The sequence below is a fragment of the Amycolatopsis sp. NPDC049691 genome, assembly GCF_040675005.1.
Taxonomy (GTDB): Bacteria; Actinomycetota; Actinomycetes; order Mycobacteriales; family Pseudonocardiaceae; genus Amycolatopsis.
Genome location: NZ_JBFANX010000008.1, coordinates 326,019 through 342,667, shown reverse-complemented (window position 1 = coordinate 342,667; position 16,649 = coordinate 326,019). Strand labels below are relative to the sequence as shown.

Sequence of the window (16,649 nt, the reverse complement as noted above, 5' to 3'; positions counted from 1 at the left end):
CCCCCTCTTTCGCCGTGCCCCTAGGGTTCCCGACGCCGTCCTCGTTTCGTCCTCGCGCCGGCATCCGGGGCGCGACCTGCGTGTTTCGGAGCGGGGGCGCGCGGCGCTAGCCTGGGGCACGAGGGGGGATGCGATGAGGTTCCGGATTCTCGGGACGCTGGAAGTGCGGGCGTACGGGGATCGGGTCACCCTGGCGAGCCCGCGCCAGCAGCGCGCGCTCGCCGTTCTGCTGCTCAGTCCGAACTCCGTCGTGCCGGTGGAGCGCATGATCGACGCGCTCTGGGAGGACGAGCCGCCCGCGACCGCCGTGAAGCAGGTGCGCAACTGCGTTTCCGCCCTGCGGGCCCGGCTCGGCGAGGCCGGCGCGTCGATCGTCACCGACGGTCCGGGATATCGCCTGGAGACCGGCGTCGACGATCTCGACTCCCTCCGCTTCCGCCGCCACGTCGCGGCCGCGCGGACACTCGCCGGGCAGGCGAAACTCGTCGACGCCGTCGAAGAAATCCGGGCGGCACTGGGGTTGTGGCGTGGCCCGGCGCTCGACGGGCTACGGACGACGACGCTGGCCGGCCGGGCGGCGGTGCTCGACGAGCAGCGCGCCGACGCCGTGGAACTGTGCGCCGAATGGCGGCTGCGGCTCGGCGAAACGGGCGAGGTCGTCCGCGAGCTGACCGAGTTCTGCGGCGAGCACCCGATGCGCGAGCAGTCCCACCTGCTCCTGATGCGCGCCCTCGCGAAGGAAGGGCGGTACGCTGAAGCCTCGACGCTGTTCCACGGTCTGCGCCGGCGGCTGGCCGACGAACTCGGCGTCGACCCGAACCCCGAACTGCGGCGGCTGCACGAGCAGATCCTGGCCGAGGCCACCCCGAGCGAACCCGAGCCCGAGCCGGAACCCGCGCCGCTGCGCCATTCCTTCGACCGCGCGGTCACCGAGCTGGCCGAAGCCGTCACGTGGCAGTGGCGCGCGGAAGCCGAACTGCGGTCGCTGCACCGGCCGCAGCCGATCGCCCTGCGCTGGTCGGCCCTTCGGGGAAGGCTGCGCGGCGACCTCGACGACATCGCCGAGACCTACACGGCGTTGCCCGTGCCGCAGCTGGTCGTCCTCGGCGAACCGGGCTCCGGGAAGTCGGTGCTCGCCCTGATGCTGACGCTGGAGCTGCTGCGCACCCGCGCGCCGGGCGGCCCGGTGCCGGTGCTGCTTTCGCTGGCGTCGTGGGACCCGCGGCGCGACCACCTGGACCGGTGGCTGGCCGCGCGGCTCGCCGACGACCACCCGGCCCTGCTCAACGCCCGCGAATACGGGCGCGACGCACCCACCCGGCTCGTCCTCGGCGGGCACGTCCTGCCGGTGCTCGACGGCCTCGACGAGATGCCCGCCGATCTGCGCGTCGCGGCGCTCGACGCACTGGACCAGACCATGGGGACGGGCCGCGCGCTGGTGCTCACGTGCCGCTCCGCCGAGTACGACCAGGTCGTGCGCGAAGCCGGCGCCGTGCTGACCGCCGCCACGGTGGTGCGGCTCGAACCGGTCGCCCGGCAGGAGGCGATCACGTACCTGTCGGCGCGAGACGGCCGGGACCGCTGGGGTCCGGTGGCCGACCGGCTGCGCCGCGACCCGGACGCGGCCCTGGCCCGCGTGCTGCGGACGCCGCTGATGGTCGACCTCGCGCGGATCGGCTACGGCCGTCCCGACGCCGATCCGGCGGAGCTGCTCGGCGCGTCGGAGGCCGAAGCTCTCGAGGGGCAGCTGCTGGATTCGTTCGTCCCCAACGCCTACGCGCAGGTGCCGCAGCCGCCGGGCCGGAACCCGAAGACGAGCCCGTCCGGCCGGTACACCGCGGCGCAGGCGACGCGCTGGCTGGGTTTCCTGGCCCGGCACCTCGAGCAGGCGCGCAGCCGCGACCTGGCGTGGTGGCAGCTGTACCGGGCGGTGCCGGTGCGGACCCGGTCGGCGCTCGCCGGTGTGCTGGTCGCGTTGTTCTTCGTCGTCACCGGCTGGGTCGACGACGGCCCGGCGCTGGCCGCGATCTACGGCGTGTCGTTCGGCGGCGCGGCCTGCCTGACCCACCGCTTCGGGCGCGCGCCCGAGCCGTTGCGCACCGAAGTGCGGTTCGCCGGGGCCGCGCGGAAGTTCGCCGGCCGGTTCGCGATCGGGGCCGTCGTGGGCGTGCTGCTCGGCCTGGGCTGGTCGCTGGCGACCGGCCTGGTGGTCTTCCTGGCGCTGGTGTTCGGCCTGGTGTTCGCGGTGCACGTGTGGCTCGCCAAGCCGGTCGACGCCAGCCGCGTGTCGAGCCCGCGGACGATCCTGCGCAACGAGCGCACCGGGACGATCGCATTGTCGGTGTCGTTCCTGGTGTCGCTCGGGTTGTTCGACGGGATGGCGTTCGCGTTCACCGCGCAGACGCGGTTCCTGCCGGTGCTGGGCGGGCGCTTCGACCTCGCGCTGGCGATCGCGGCCGGGCTGGCGGGCGCCTCGTTCGGGTTCTTCATGGCCCGCGGTGTCGCGGCGGTGTGCTACGGCCTGGCGGGCGCGATCGCGGGCGGCCAGGTGTTCCCGGCGGCGACGAACCCGGTGCTGCCGTTCGTGGCCGGCGTCTGCTTCGGCGGCGGCATCGGCTTGGCGGTCCTGGTGACGCGGGCGTGGGGCAACTACTTCGTCCACCACCTCTGGCTCGCGGCGACGGGCCGCCTGCCGTGGCGCTTGATGCACTTCCTCGACGACGCCCACCGCCGCGGCGTGCTCCGGCAGGCCGGCGGCGTCTACCAGTTCCGCCACGCCCGCGTCCAGGAGCGGCTGGCCGAGGTCCACCAGGAGGAGAGGCCATGACCGGCGAAGAAATCGTGCTCGGCCCGCTGCCGAAGGGAATCACGCCGGCGGGGGAGGGGAAGGTGTGGAACGTCCTCGGGCACACCTACCACCAGAAGGCGGCGAGCGAGTCCAGCTTCGCGTTCGAGACCTACGACCCGCCCGGCACCGGCGTCCCGCCGCACGTGCACCCGACCCAGGACGAGCACATCTACGTCCTGGAAGGCGTGTTCACCCTGTACCTCGACGGCGAATGGGAGACGGCGGGGCCGGGCGACACCGTGCGGATGCCGAAGGGGCTTCCGCACGCGTACTACAACCGCGGCGAGGGCAGCACCCGCGGGCTGTTCTGGGTGAGCCCGGCGGGGCGGCTGGCGCAGCTGTTCGACCGGCTGCACGACCTGACGGACCCGGCCGAGGTGGTCCGGCTGTCGGCCCTGCACGACGTCGAGTTCCTGCCGCCGGGTGCGGTGGAGGGGGCCTGACCGGTCAGCCCTCGTGCGGCACCAGGCTCGCCGCCGCGTCGACGAACGCATCGATCAGCGCCGACCGGCGCGAGGCGAGCCACGCCAGGCACACCCGGTTCGGCGCGATGTCGTCCACCGGCACCGCGACCACGTCCGGCCGGGTGTAGAACGCCGCGGTCGAGAGCGGGATGATGCTGATCCCCGCCTCGGCGGCGACCAGCTCCAGCTTCTCTTCGACGCTGTGGATCGGCGGGACCTCGGACCGTTCGGTGCCGCGCAGCTCGACGGCGATGTCCCGCCACTCCGGGACGGCGTCGGGGTCCTGCAGCAGGTGCTCGTCGGCGAGTTCGGTGACCGAGACGGATTCCTTGCCCGCCAGGCGGTGCCCGGCCGGCACGGTGACCACGCGCGGCTCCTCGAACAGCGGCCGCACGGTCAGCCCGCGCCGGTCGAAGGGCAGCCGGACCACGCCGACGTCGACGCGGCCGTCGTGCAGGACCTCGACCTGGTCGTGCCAGCTGGTGCGCAGCAGCCGGACGGCGAGATCGGGCTGCCGTTCGGCCAGCAGCCGCACCGCCGGGGTGACGACGATGCCGGGCATGAACCCGACCGTGAGCACCGGCTTCGCGGCCGCGGTGACCCGCCGCCGGACGGCGTCGGCCGCGGACAGCAGGCCGCGCGCGTCTTCGAGCAGCTGCTCGCCGGCCGGGGTGAGGACGGTGCTGCGACGGTCGCGCGCGAAGAGGACGGTCTTCAGCTCGTCCTCGAGCGCGCGGATCTGCCGGGACAGGGCGGGCTGGGCGATGTGCAGCCGAGCGGCGGCCCTCCCGAAGTGCAGCTCTTCGGCCACGGCGACGAAGTACCGGAGCTTGCGCAGGTCGAGGTCCACGGTGGGTCACCACCTCCTGTCCCCTCCGATCATCGCACGTCCGCGCGCTGCCGCCGGGGGTGCCGCGGAAGTCTACTGTGGAGTGTTGCGCGCGTACTCCGTCAGCGCGCTGCGGTTCTCCAAATGGGACTTCGCCATCAGGCTCGCCACGTGCTTCTCCACCGTGCGCGGCGAAATGTGCAGCCGGCGGGCGATGTCCTTGTTGCCCATGTTGTCGGCCAGCAGCTGCAGCACCTCGTACTCGCGGACCGTCACACCCGCCGAGCGCAGCTCCGCCGGCAGCCGGTCGGAGCCCGTGCGGCGCTGGCCGACCGGGGCGCCGATCTTGCGCAGCAGCCCGCGGCACGTGCTCGCCACCGCGGTCACCTCCGCCTGGTGGAAGAACTCCTCGGCCTCCTTGAGCCACGTCACCGGGTTGCCCCAGCCGTCGGCCGCCGCGGACTCGGCCACCATGCGCAGCCCCAGGTGCCTGCTCACCGGGAACGGGGCCGCCGCCTCGATCGCGGCGGCCACGGCGGCGTCGGCCTGCTCCACGTCGCCCGCGCGGCCGTGGCGGACCGCGTCGCCCAGCAGGACGAACTGGCGGTTCCAGCGCATCCCGCTCACCGCCGCCGGGGGCCGGTCCGGTGGTGGCGAACCGTCGAGCGCCTCGATCAGCAGCCGGAGACCGTGCTGGCCCGCCAGGTGGAAGCGGCTCGGCTGCCGCTCCTCCAGCGCCAGCACCTGCGCCAGCTCGCGGCGGGCGCGTTCGGCGTCCTCTTCGAGCAGGGAGCAGAACACCTGGGCCAGCCCGACACTCAGCACGAGCTCCTGCGCCGTCGCGCCGCCCTCCGCGCGGAAGTCCTCGAGCGCGCGCTCCATCCGCGGCCGGTCCGCCTGGTGGGCGGCCACCATCGCGCGCGTCATGTGCGTGTACTGCAGCAGCGCGACCAGCCGGAGCCTGCCCAGCACCGCGAGGTTCTCGTCGAGGATGCGATCGGCCTGCGCGAACTCGCCCCGCATCACCGCGTGCACCGCGAGGCTCGCGTCGACCGCGCAGGTCAGCGTGATCGCACCGGTGCGCTGGGCCTCCGCGCGCGCCAGGTCGAACGTCCGGATGTCGCCCTCGGCGAGCATCCGGTGGCCGCCGAGGCGGACCAGCACCTGGGTGCGCAGGTGCGTCAGCTGGTGCCGCTCGGCCACCCGCCGCGCGAGCTGCAGGTGGCGCTCGGCCTCGGCCAGGTCCGACTCCAGCGCCACCATGCCGAGTACCTGCAGCGCCTGGCACGACACGAACGGCACGCCGGCGCGCTCGGCGACCTCCCACGCCTGCTCGGCCAGCTTCCGGGCCCGCTCGGTGTGCGCCGGACCGGGGATGTCGAGCCACAGCGTCGCTTCGACGGCGTCGAGCGCCGCGTTCTGCTCTTCGGTCATCTCGCCGCCGAGCGGGGCGCGGGCCTGCTCGATCTGGTTGAGGCACTCGTCGTGGCGGCCGCCGATGTAGGCCGCCCACGCCAGCTGGATGTGCAGGTCGACCGCCCGCTCGAGGCTGCCGATCTCGGCGAACCGGGCGGAGAACTCGACGGCCCGGTCGAACTGCCCGGTCTGCCCGAGCGCGTGCAGCAGGGCTTCGAGGGCGTCGGCGCGGTCGTCGGGGCTCGCCGTGGCCAGCAGTTCGACGGCGCGGGTCAGCATCGTCACCGCCGAGTCGGCCGCGCCGCCGTCGAGCGCCCGGCGGCCGGCTTCGGCGAACAGCCGCCCGGCGCCGGGGTGGTCCATCGCCGTGAGCCGGAGCGCGGCGGCCAGCGCGCACAGCTCGCCGGGCAGGCCGGGGTGCAGCTGCTCCACGGCGTCCGCGGCCCGGCGCGCGAGGTTCGCCTTCGTCGACGGCACGAGCCGGGCCAGCAGCGCCTCGGCGGTCAGCGGGTGCCGGAAGGCGTACCAGCCCGGTGTGGTCTCGTCGGTGGTGATCAGGTGCGCGGCGACGCTCGCGCTGATGTGGTTGTGCAGCATGCGGTCGTCCATGTCGGTGACCGCCTGCACGACCGAAAGCGGGAACCGCCTGCCCAGGACGGCGGCCACCGACAGCAGCGTTTCGCCGTCCTCGCCGAGTGCGTCGACGCGGGCGGCGATGCTGCTGATCAGCGCCTCGGGCACGCGGGCCTGCAGCTCGCCGACGACCTGCCAGCCGCCCGGCCCGCCGACGAGCAGGCCGTCGCTGACCATGCCGTGCAGCAGCTCCTCGACGACGAACGGCACGCCCTCGCTGTTCTGCCACAACAGGTTCGCGACGGCGGCGGGGACCGCGGCCGGCTCGGTCTCCAGGCAGGCGGCCGCGAACTCGCGGGTGCGTTCGGCGTCGAGCCGGGTCAGTTCGAAGGTGTGGCTGGACGAGCGCTGCGCCGCGGCCGAGGCCAGCCGCAGCGCCTCGCCCGGTTCGCCGCGCAGGGTGCCGATCAGCATCACCCGGCCGGCCGCGAGGTTGTCGACGAGGTACTCGACGATGAACAGCGTCTCGGCGTCGGCGTTGTGGAGGTCCTCCAGCACGATCAGGCAGCCGCCGTCGCGGCCGGCGACCGACAGCAGCCGGAACACCGCTTCGGCCAGGACCAGGAGGTTCCCGTTGTCGTGCGGGCGGTCGCCGCGGTACCAGTCGGGCACGAGCCGGGCGAGCACCGGCACGAGCGGGTCGAGTTCGGGCGCGGCGGGCGGCAGACCGCCGCGGAAGTGCGACAGCAGGGCTTCGGCCAGGGGACGGAACGGCACCATGGGGCCGATCGAGCTGGCTCGGCCGCGTAGCACCGGGAGCCCGGTCGCCAACGCCCGCGAGGCGATGTCGGCGGCGAGCCGGGATTTCCCGATCCCGCCTTCACCGACAAGGAAGAAGGCCCCACCGTGGTCGGTGCGGGCCTTCTCCAGAGCCTGGGACAGCGCGCCGAGCTCCCTGTCGCGTCCGATGAGACGCGTCGACCGGATGCCCATCGCGGTCACTATAACCGGACCGGCCACCTCCGGACGTAGGTCGAATTACCGACGCCCGCCGCGTCTCACTGTTCGGTGAAGCCGCCCGTGACGACCGTGATGTCCATCGTGGTCAGGGAGTTCCGGCCGACCCGCGCCGCGCGGCCGGACAGAGCGTGGTTGCGGGCGCCGGTTCGGCTCGACGTCGGGAGGGTCAAGTCGCCGATCGGGTTGTCGAGGTCGTGCTCGGTCATGCTGGTGGCTCCACTCTCGGTAGTGCTGGGTCGGACGGTTATTCGGCGAAACCGATGCTGACGGTGAAGACGGGCGTGATGTCGAGGGTGTCGGCGCCGTGGTGGCTCAGCCGCGCGGTCCGGCCGGCGAGGGCGCGGTTGCGGGCGCCGGTCCGGGTCGGCACCGGCAGGGTGGGGTCGCCGACGGGGTTGTCCGTGCCGGTGAAGTCGTGCTCGCTCATGGGGTGTTCTCCGCTTTCGGTCGCGATCGGGCAGGGGGACGGACGTCAGAGGGCGAAGGTGCCGTTGGTGACGACGGTGGGTCCACCGAGCGTCTCGAGGGTCATCCCGGAGACGCGGGGCCGGGTGCCGGCCAGTGCCTGGTTGCGGGCACCGGCGCGGTTCGCGCGGGGCAGCACCAGGGCACCGATGGTGGCTTCGACGGTCTCGGCGGTGGTTTCGCGCATCGTTTCGTTCTCTCCTCGGGTGGGGAAGGGATCAGCGGGCCGGAGGTTGCAAGAGCAGGGCGGACGGGACGCGGCGGCCGAAGCCGAGGCGCAGCAGGCCGTAGCCGATGCCGGCCAGGCCGGTGAGCAGGCCGGGGGAGGCGACGCCGTCCGGGGTGCCGCAGCGGGCGCCGTCCTGTTCGACGGCGGTCAGCAGCTGCCCGGTGCGGGTGGCGACCGCGGCGGCCGCGCCCTGGTGGCCGTTTTCGGCGAGGAAGCCGAGGACGTCGGTGATGCCGGTTTCGCCGTGGCAGAGGCTCAGGTCGCGCAGCGGGTCCTGGCCGGCGAGCGCCGCGACCTGCTCGTCGAGGCCGAGCAGCGCGGGTTCGCCCGCGTAGGCGAGGACCTGGCCGGCCAGGCCGGAGCACCAGCCGTGCCCGGTGGCGGTCTTGGCGGGCGGCAGGGTCGCGGTTTCCCGCGGGTACCCGGCCAGCGCCCAGTCGACGCCGGCCGCACCGTGCGCGAACCCGGGGTCGGCGAGGTCGGGGTCGATCGAGCGGACGGCGAGCTCGGCCGCGTAGGCGTCGGCCAGCAGCGTCGCGCCGGTGAGCCCGGTCTGGGTGGCGACCGAGCGCAGGGCGACGAGCCCGCCGGCGAGGCCGGTGGTGTACCGCGGAGAGGTCTCGGGCGTCGGCGCGGGCAGCACGGCGACCGTGCGGGCGGTCAGGTCGAGCAGGTCGGGGCGGTCGAGCAGCCGCGAAAGCCGGGCCGCCGCGTAGGCGACGCCGCCGAGGCCGAGCAGCCCGCCGGGACCGGCCGCGGCGGCGAGGTCCGGATCGGCCTCCAGCGCCGAGACGAGCCCGGGCAGCCCGGAAAGCGCCTTCCCGGCCAGTTCGCGGTAGCGGTCGATGCCGGTCAGCTCGGCCAGCTGCGCCAGGAACAGCGCGACCCCGGTGTAGCCCTCGCCGAGCCCGGCGCCCATCGGCAGCACGGTCCAGTACTTCTCGTCGACGAGCTCCAGCCCGACCCAGTTGACGCGCCCGCCGCCGGAGGCCGCGCGGGCGACGATCGCGTCGGCGATGCCGCAGGCGGCCGAGAGCAGGTGCGCCGGTTCGGGGCTCTTGCTCGGCAGGACGGTGTCGGTGACCCCGGTACCGGTGTGGGTTTCGGGGGTGGGCCGGGTGGCCAGCGCGGCGGAGATCAGCCATTCCTGGTCCCGGCGGTCGATCGTGGTCATCCCGGCGACCTTCGCTCGCACGGTCTCCAGCGGCGGTTCGGCCAGCAGCCCGGGCAGCTGGCCGCCTTCGGCGTCCCAAAGATCGGTGGAGCCGGGCCGGCCGGTGAACATCGGGACGTCACCCGCCCACAGGTCGGTCAGCTCGGCGGCGACCAGCCCGCGGCGGACGTCGTCGGTGCTGTCGTCGTGCAGCAGCCCGAAGGCCTCGTCGCGCGCGGCGGCGTCGGCCAACAGCGACGGGTGCGTGGTCTCGTCGAGCAGCCGCGTGTAGAAGCTGGTCGGGCGGACCAGGACGCGGATCCCGGCCTCGGCGCAGCGGTCGAGCAGCGGCCGGAACTCCCCGGCGCCGGCGGCGATGGCGTCGTACCCGGCGCGGAACCCGGCCAGCAGCGCGGCGCCGTGCTCGGCGGGCTCGACGTCGACGCCGCCGAGGGTGGGCCGGTTGACGCCGGTGCCGACGCCGCCGGGCACCCGGGTCAGCCGCATCCGGTCGGTGCCGGCGTCGAGCCAGTCGACGCGGGTGAGCGCCGGGGCCGCCGCGCGGCCGCCGCCCAGCCCGGAGATGTCGACCGCGCCGTGCTCGCCGACGAGCATCTGCGGCAGCAGCATGGTCCGGTGCACCGACCGGGCGAGCAGCTCGGCGGCGGGGTCGACCTCGCCGGCGTCGGCGGGCAGCACCGGCTGGAAGAGCGTCTCGATGTCGATCAGCACCGGCTGGTCGCCGGCGGCGATGATGTTCTCGAAGTGCACGTCGGTGCCGTCGAGGGCGTGCAGCAACGCGAGCAGGACGCCCTGGCGGCGGTAGAACCGGTCGACCTCGGTGAGGTCGGCACACGGCCGGTGCTCGACGAACCGGAGCCAGCCGTAACCGGGGCGCACCAGGACGTCCACCGTGCTCAGCTCGAGGCCGGGCACGCGCGGGTTGAGCCACTCGACCAGGCCGGTGAACGCCGCGTGCAGGTCGAGCGGGCGCGGCTTGTAGATCACCCGCGCGCCACCGGCGAACCGCAGCTCCCGGACCGAGCGGCCGCGCTGGTGCGCGTCGCCGGTGCCGCCGCTGATCTCCACCAGCGCGCCGGGTTCCGGACCGGTGAACGCCGTGAGGGCGGCGCGGTCGGCGTCGAAGCGGTCGAGCAGCTCGGTGACGGCCGCGATCGCGTGCAGCGACGCCTGCGCGGCGAGCCGGGCGAGCACGGGGTAGCGGTGCAGCAGCTCGGTGAGCCCGGCCGGGGTGCCGGTCCGCCGCACGAAGTCGGCGAACCGCTCTTCCCCGGTGTCCCCGGCCAGGATCCCCGCGCGGCGGGCCCGGCCCAGCTCCAGCACGAGGCTGCGGGCGGCGAGCCCGGCGAGCTGGTGCCCCAGCCGCGTCGCGCACCCGTCGGCGACCGCGGTGGCGTCGACGGCGGGCGAAGCCGCTGCGGCGCCGGCGATCGCGGCGCGGGCCGCGTCGGTGAAGGGGCGGAACACCGCGGCGAAGGCGGTGCGCCAGCCGTCCCGGGAAAGCTCCGTCGGGGCGCTTTCCCGGGAGAGGGCCGCTTCCGCGAAGTCGACCCACGCGGGACGGGCGCCGCCGGGGCGGCGTTCCTGCGTGGTCAGCGCCGCGGCCCACCAGGTGGGCGGGAGCGTCGTGGTCGCCGGGTTCGGCTGCGGGGGAATCACGGGATCGAGCATGCCAGCGGGTGACGTGGGTTACATGGGGGCGCCGCGCCCGCATTCCCGCGCGGCATGGGGGCTTCCTAGGGGTTCATGGGGGCACCGCCGGGAAAACGCCTGGTCGCGGACTGGGTGGTTGCGCCGTTCGGACGTGGCGGTTGCACCGCTCGGCGGGCGGGCGCGGCAGGGGTTGACGACCGGGTCCGAACCACCGATCCCCCATGCGGGGCACCCGCACCCCACCGGACTCCGCGGTCGCGCGCGCGGCCGCGTCGCCCGCGCGCGAGGCGGACCACGGGCCGGGTGCGGCGGGGGAATGCGGGTCCGTCGCACCCATGTGCGGCGGCTGCCGGCCGATGACGATTCGTCGTGAGAAGTTCGCGGCTCGCCCCGCGGACGTTCCCCGAACGCACAGGGAGCGACGCACGATGACCACGTTCCAGATCGAGCAGACCCCCGACGGGCCCGGCGTGGCCGCCGGGTCCCCGCTCAAGTTCGTCCTGTCCAGCGTCCAGTCCGACTCGCACATGTGGAACCTCGTCGCCCTCCAGCTGATCATGGAGGAGATGGGGCACGAGGTGGTCAACCTCGGCGCGTGCGTCCCGGTCGAGCGGCTGCTGGCCGCCTGCCGCGCCGAGCGCCCCGACTGCCTGGTGATCAGCACCATCAACGGCCACGGGCACGTCGACGGCGCCCGGGTGATCTCCGCGCTGCGCGCCGACCCCGCGCTGGCCGGCCTGCCCGCCGTCATCGGCGGCAAGCTGGGCGTGCGGGGTGACGCCGACGCCGAACTGGAGACCGAGCTGCTGGCCCTGGGCTACGACGCGGTGTTCCACGTCGGCGCCGGCGACTCCGGCCAGGCGATCGAGTCGTTCCGCGAGTTCGTCGCCGCGAACGTCCGGACCTCGCGGTGACCGCTGCCCGGTCGGTGTTCAGCGGCTTCGTGGCCGAGCACCGGCGCCGCCGGACGCTGGTCGTGCAGCCGCGGATGGGGTTCTCCGACCCCGTCGTGATGCGCCGCGGGCTGCACGCGGTGGCCGGGGCCGGCGTGCCGGCCGTGGGCACCGTGACCCTGGACAGCTACACCCGCACCGGGCAGCACGACCTCGCCGCCATGTCGGTCGCCTCCGGCGTCCCGCTCAACGGCTACCCGCTGGTGGCGCTCGGGCCGGCCGCCACCGCCGAGCTGGTGGCCGGGCTGCCCGGCTTCCCGGTCCAGGTGCGGCACGGGTCGGCGCAGCCGGAGGACATCTTCGCCGTGATGCTCGAAGCCGGGCTCGACGCCTCCGAAGGCGGGCCGGTGTCCTACTGCCTGCCCTACAGCAGCGTCCCGCTGCGGACGGCGACGCGGTCGTGGTCGCGGTCGGCGTCGCTGCTCGCCGAGCAGGCCGTCGACTGCCACCTCGAAAGCTTCGGCGGCTGCATGCTCGGCCAGCTGTGCCCGCCGGGGCTGCTGGTCGCGCTGTCGGTGCTGGAGTGCCTGTTCTTCGCCGAACACGGCGTGCGCAGCGTCTCGGCCAGCTACGCGCAGCAGACCAGCCCGGAGCAGGACGCCGAAGCGCTGTGGGCGATGCGGCGGCTGTGCGCCGAGGAGTTGTCCACTGTGGACCACCACCTGGTGCTCTACACCCACATGGGCCTGTTCCCGGAGTCCGCGGCCGGGGCGCGGGAGCTGGTCGCCGAAAGCGTCCGGCTCGCCGTGCGCACCGGCACCGAGCGGCTGATCGTCAAGACCACCGCGGAGGCGCACCGGATCCCGACCGTCGAGGAGAACGTCGAGGCGTTGCGGCTGGCGCACGCGACGGCGCTGGACCAGCCGCCGCCGGTTCCGCCGCCGCCGGGGGACACCGAGGTGTACCTGCAGGCCCGGCTGCTCGTCGACGAGGTGCGTTCGCTCGCGCCGACGCTCGCCGAGGCGCTGCCGGCGGCGTTCGAGCGCGGCCTGCTCGACGTCCCGTACTGCCTGCACCCCGACAACGGCGGCGAAACCCGGTGCGTGCTCGACGACGACGGCCGCCTGCAGTGGTGGCACACCGGGCGGATGCCGCTGCCCGCCGCGCTCGGCGGCCGCCGCGGCCACGACCGGGTCACCGCGACCCGGCTGCTCGCCGACCTGTCCTACCACCGCCGAAGGCTCGACCCGGTCCTGTCCTGATCCGCACCGACCAGCTTGGGAGTGAGAACGCCATGGAGTACACCGATCCGCCGGACCCGCGCACGCACCTGACGTCGGAGACCACGCGGCACGTGCTGGGCCTGCAGCACCGGATGCTGGCCGAGGCGCGCGCGTTCCTCGCGGCCCGCGGCTTCACCGAGCTGCTGCCCCCGGTGATCGGCCCGGTCACCGACCCGGGCGGCCGCGGCGCGAAGCAGGTCGACGTCGACTTCTACGGGCACCGGTACAAGCTGATGACCAGCGCGATCCTGTACAAGCAGGCGTCGCTGCTGGGTTTCTCGAAGATCTTCTACGTCGCGCCGAACGTGCGGCTGGAGCCCTTGGAGACGGCGAACACGAGCCGGCACCTGGCCGAGTTCCACCAGCTCGACGTCGAGGTGGCCGGCGCGTCCCGCGACGACGTGCTCGACCTGCTGCAGGACCTGGTCGCGCACGTGGTCCGCCGGGTCGTCGAGGACGCGGGCGACGTGCTGGAGGCGCTCGGACGCGACTCGGGCGCGTTCGCCGACCTGCTGGGCGGCGCGTTCGGCAGGCTGTCGCACGCGACCGCCGTCGAGACGCTGCGCGAGCTCGGGCACCCGCAGAGCGCGGACGCCGAGATCGACTGGGCCGGCGAGGCGATCCTGTCGGAGAAGCACGCCCGGCCGTTCTTCCTGGTCGACTACCCGAAGGGGTCGCGCGGGTTCTACGACCGGGAAAGCACTTCCGTGGCGGGCGTCCTGCGGAACTTCGACCTGATCGCCCCCGAGGGCTACGGCGAGCTGTGTTCCGGCAGCGAGCGCGAGCACGACTACGGCCGGATCGTCACGCGGATGCGCGAGACGGGGGAGAACCCGGCGAAGTACGCGTGGTACCTCGACCTGGTCCGCTCGGGGATTCCCGCCAGCGCCGGGTTCGGGCTGGGCGTGCAGCGGTTCACCCGGTACGTGGCCGGGCTGGACGCGGTGTGGCAGGCGACGGCGTTCCCGAAGCTGCCGGGGGTGGTCTCGCCGTGACCGCGTTGCAGGCTTCCGGTTTTCCCGCCGACCGGGTCCGGGAGCGCGCCCGGCGCGGCGCTTCGGCGGTGTTCCCCGACTCCTCTTCCTACGGGACTTCCTTGTTCGGTGCCGGTTCGGTCTCTTCCGCGGATGTCCTGGAGTCGGCTCGGCTGGTGCCGCCGGTGTTCGTGCCGCGGCGGCTGGAGAAGCTGATCGAGCTGGGCCGGGAACCGTGGTACGGCGACGTTTCGCTGTCGACGTCGATCGGCGGGTTCGCCTCCGCGTTGCCGCTGTACCTGTCGGCGTTCGGCTCGACGCAGGCGGCGGGCCGCGGGCTCGGCGCGGCGGCGTCGGAGCAGGCCGCGCGGCTCGGGATCCCGATGGTGATCGGCGAGAACGTCGTCCCGATGCACGGCCACGGCCGCGTGGACGGGGCGTCGGCCGGGACGCTCCTGGAGCGGCTGCGGGCGTACGCGGACGCGGTGCCGGACGGGCTCGGCGGCGTGGTCGTGCAGCAGAGCACGGAGGACGCGGACGCCGAGGTGTGGAACCTGGTGTATTCGGACCCGTCGGCGCTGCCGCTGCTGGAGTCCGGGCGGCTGGCGTTCGAGCTGAAGGTCGGCCAGGGCGCGAAGCCGGGACTGGGCGGGATGACGCTGGTCTCGCCTTCTGACGCTGCTTCGCTGGCTTCGCAGTACGCGGTCGATCTGTCGTTGGGCTCGCAGGTGCTGCGCAGCAGTTCGCCGGGGACGTTCACCGACGAGATCCTCCGCCAGCAGATCCGCTTGATGCGCAACAACTTCCCGCGCGCCGGGGTGTGGGTGAAGCTCCCGCCGGGGCGTGACGTCGGGGTGGCGGCTTCGGTGGCCTGGGCGGCCGGCGCGTCCGCGGTCACGGTGGACGGTGCCGAGGGCGGCTCGGGTTGGGCGCCGCTGTCGTTCGCTTCGGTGGGGTTGCCGCTGGCGGAGTGCCTGTCCCGCATCGGAACGCCGGCCGGCTGCTTGCTGGCTTCGGGCCGGATGTGGGAGGGGACGCGGGTGGCGAAGGTCCTGGCGCTGGGTGCGCGCGCGGCGGGCTTGGGCCGGGCGGCGCTGCTGGCGGTGGACACGGATCCCGCGGAGGGGTTGGTCCGGTTCGCCGAGGCGCTGGCGCTGGAGCTGCGGTTGTTGCTGAGCGCGCTGGGCCAGTACCGGGCGGACGCGCTGACGCCGGAGGACGTGTGGTTCCCGGGCCAGGCGGAGCGGGTGGCGGAAGAGGTGCTGTCATGACCGCCGTAGAGGAGCCGCGCGCGGCTGCGGAGCCGGGCGCCGCCGCTGCCGGGCCGAGTGCCATTGCGGCTGAGCCGCGCGCCACAGCGGCTGGGCCCGGCACCACCGGCCCTCCGAGCAAAGCCCTGCCCGCGCCCTTCCTCGGGCTCGTCCTCGCCATGGGCCTGTCCTCCTTCGGGGATGCCGTCTGGCTCATCGCCCTCTCCGTCACCCTCGTCGGCACCGCGGGCCCCGCCCTCGCCGGCCTCGTCCTCGCCCTCGGTTCGCTCCCCAAGGTCCTCACCCTTCTCGTCGGCGGTGCCGTCGCCGATCGGGCCGGGCCGCGGCGGGTCCTCGTCACCACCGATCTCGTGCGGGCCGGGGCCATGCTCGCCGGGGCCGCCGGTGTCCTGCTCGTCGGACCCCGGCTACCCCTGCTGACCGCCCTCATCGTCGTCATGGCCGTCGCCAGTGCCTTCTTCATCCCGGCCTCCGATGCCCTGCGGCCGAACCTCCTGCCGCCCGGGCACCTCGTGCGCGGCAACGCCGTCTACCTCGCCGCCGTGCGGGGCGGGCAGGCCGCCGGGGGTGCGCTCGGGTCGTGGCTGGCCGGGCTCGGGGGACTCGTCACCGTCGCCGTCGTCAACGGGGTCAGCTTCGCCGTCTCCGCACTCGCCGCCGGCAACACCAAGACCCTGACCAGCAAGGAACCCCGGCAGCGCGTCAAGGTCGAACAGCTCGGCGCGGAAATCGCCGAAGGCGCACGGTACGTCGCCCGACGACCCGCGCTCAGGACCGCCATGATCGTCACCGGCCTGCTCGAACTCAGCGGGGCCGGCCCGATCAACCTCGGCCTGGTCCTGCTGGGCGGAAACGCCGGCGCCGGCTGGCTGCTCACCGCCATGACGCTCGGCGCGTCCCTCGCCTTCGTCGTCTCGGTCAAGTGGCCGCCGCGCGAGAAGGCCGGGCGGCTCGCGACGGCCGGGCTCGCCGCGCAGGTCGGCTGCCTCGCCCTGCTGGCCACCGGGAACCTCGCCGTCGGCATCGCCGCCTTCTTCACCCTCGGCCTGGTCGCCGGGCTCACCGCCCTCGTGCTCGTGAGCCTCGCCCAGCGGTGGTCGACGAAGGAGATGCGCGGCCGCGTGATGTCGATCCTCGCCCTCTTCACCCTCGCCGCCACCCCGATCGGGAACCTGCTGATCGGCGTGCTGGTCGAGACGCTCGGCGTCCCGCTCACCATGCTCGCCCACGCCGCGGTCGCGCTCGTCGCGCTCGCCCTGCTCGTCGCCACCCCGGCACTCGGCCGGGCCGCACTCACAGAGGAGAAGCAGTCATGACGAACCCCTTCGAAGACGAGAACGGCACCTTCCTGGTCCTGGTCAACGCCGAGAACCAGCACTCGCTCTGGCCGTCCACTGTGGACATCCCAGCCGGCTGGACGAAGGTGCACGGCGAGGACACCCGCGCCGCGTGTCTGGAGTACGTCGAGAAGAACTGGACCGACCTGCGCCCGGCGAGCCTCGTCGCCGCGATGCGCTGACCCCCTCCCCGCCGTCGGTAACGAACTGGAGCTGATCA

General features: G+C 74.1%; 14 protein-coding genes. 8 read left to right on the top strand and 6 right to left on the bottom strand.

The window, feature by feature from the left end:
• Positions 1 to 133 precede the first annotated feature (133 nt).
• On the top strand, positions 134 to 2,827 hold the full coding sequence (locus AB0J40_RS21070; RefSeq protein WP_364455554.1) for a BTAD domain-containing putative transcriptional regulator: 2,694 nt from the start codon (positions 134 to 136) through the stop codon (positions 2,825 to 2,827).
• On the top strand, positions 2,824 to 3,291 hold the full coding sequence (locus tag AB0J40_RS21065) for a cupin domain-containing protein (protein ID WP_364455551.1): 468 nt from the start codon (positions 2,824 to 2,826) through the stop codon (positions 3,289 to 3,291). Before AB0J40_RS21070 ends, AB0J40_RS21065 begins: the two co-directional genes overlap by 4 nt.
• A gap of 4 nt (positions 3,292 to 3,295) precedes the next feature.
• Here AB0J40_RS21065 and AB0J40_RS21060 read toward each other — a convergent pair whose 3' ends face one another.
• From AB0J40_RS21060 to AB0J40_RS21035, 6 genes are all read right to left on the bottom strand, one after another.
• Positions 3,296 to 4,162 carry a LysR substrate-binding domain-containing protein gene (locus tag AB0J40_RS21060; protein WP_364455548.1) on the bottom strand — a complete coding sequence of 289 codons (867 nt, stop codon included), beginning with the start codon at positions 4,160 to 4,162 and terminating at the stop codon, positions 3,296 to 3,298.
• 72 nt (positions 4,163 to 4,234) lie between these two features.
• Entirely contained in the window at positions 4,235 to 7,123 is a 2,889-nt protein-coding gene (locus tag AB0J40_RS21055) for an AAA family ATPase (RefSeq protein WP_364455545.1), read from the bottom strand.
• Between the two features lie 65 nt (positions 7,124 to 7,188).
• Entirely contained in the window at positions 7,189 to 7,356 is a 168-nt protein-coding gene (locus AB0J40_RS21050; protein WP_364455542.1) for a hypothetical protein, read from the bottom strand.
• Between the two features lie 38 nt (positions 7,357 to 7,394).
• Positions 7,395 to 7,577 carry a hypothetical protein gene (locus AB0J40_RS21045; protein ID WP_364455539.1) on the bottom strand — a complete coding sequence of 61 codons (183 nt, stop codon included), beginning with the start codon at positions 7,575 to 7,577 and terminating at the stop codon, positions 7,395 to 7,397.
• Between the two features lie 45 nt (positions 7,578 to 7,622).
• A complete protein-coding gene (locus AB0J40_RS21040) occupies positions 7,623 to 7,802 on the bottom strand; it encodes a hypothetical protein (protein WP_364455536.1) in 180 nt (59 codons plus the stop codon).
• Positions 7,803 to 7,833: 31 nt separating this feature from the next.
• Positions 7,834 to 10,677, bottom strand: coding sequence for a type 2 lanthipeptide synthetase LanM family protein (locus tag AB0J40_RS21035; protein ID WP_364455534.1), 2,844 nt, complete (start codon positions 10,675 to 10,677; stop codon positions 7,834 to 7,836).
• A 422-nt stretch (positions 10,678 to 11,099) separates the two neighbouring features.
• Here AB0J40_RS21035 and AB0J40_RS21030 point away from each other — a divergent pair, with 422 nt between their 5' ends.
• The 6 genes from AB0J40_RS21030 to AB0J40_RS21005 are packed head-to-tail and all read left to right on the top strand — an operon-like array spanning position 11,100 to position 16,611.
• The gene (locus AB0J40_RS21030) at positions 11,100 to 11,585 is read left to right on the top strand and encodes a cobalamin-dependent protein (protein WP_364455531.1); all 486 of its coding nucleotides are present in this window, start codon (positions 11,100 to 11,102) and stop codon (positions 11,583 to 11,585) included.
• A complete protein-coding gene (locus AB0J40_RS21025; protein WP_364455528.1) occupies positions 11,582 to 12,826 on the top strand; it encodes a methylaspartate mutase in 1,245 nt (414 codons plus the stop codon). Before AB0J40_RS21030 ends, AB0J40_RS21025 begins: the two co-directional genes overlap by 4 nt.
• Before the next feature lie 32 nt (positions 12,827 to 12,858).
• Entirely contained in the window at positions 12,859 to 13,842 is a 984-nt protein-coding gene (locus tag AB0J40_RS21020) for an asparagine synthetase A (RefSeq protein WP_364455525.1), read from the top strand.
• Positions 13,839 to 15,092: a glutamate synthase-related protein gene (locus tag AB0J40_RS21015; RefSeq protein ID WP_364455522.1), complete on the top strand. Its 1,254-nt coding sequence runs from the start codon at positions 13,839 to 13,841 to the stop codon at positions 15,090 to 15,092. The genes AB0J40_RS21020 and AB0J40_RS21015 overlap by 4 nt, the downstream gene beginning before the upstream one ends.
• Entirely contained in the window at positions 15,089 to 16,408 is a 1,320-nt protein-coding gene (locus AB0J40_RS21010; RefSeq protein WP_364455519.1) for an MFS transporter, read from the top strand. Before AB0J40_RS21015 ends, AB0J40_RS21010 begins: the two co-directional genes overlap by 4 nt.
• On the top strand, positions 16,405 to 16,611 hold the full coding sequence (locus AB0J40_RS21005) for an MbtH family protein (protein WP_364455516.1): 207 nt from the start codon (positions 16,405 to 16,407) through the stop codon (positions 16,609 to 16,611). The genes AB0J40_RS21010 and AB0J40_RS21005 overlap by 4 nt, the downstream gene beginning before the upstream one ends.
• Positions 16,612 to 16,649: the final 38 nt, after the last annotated feature.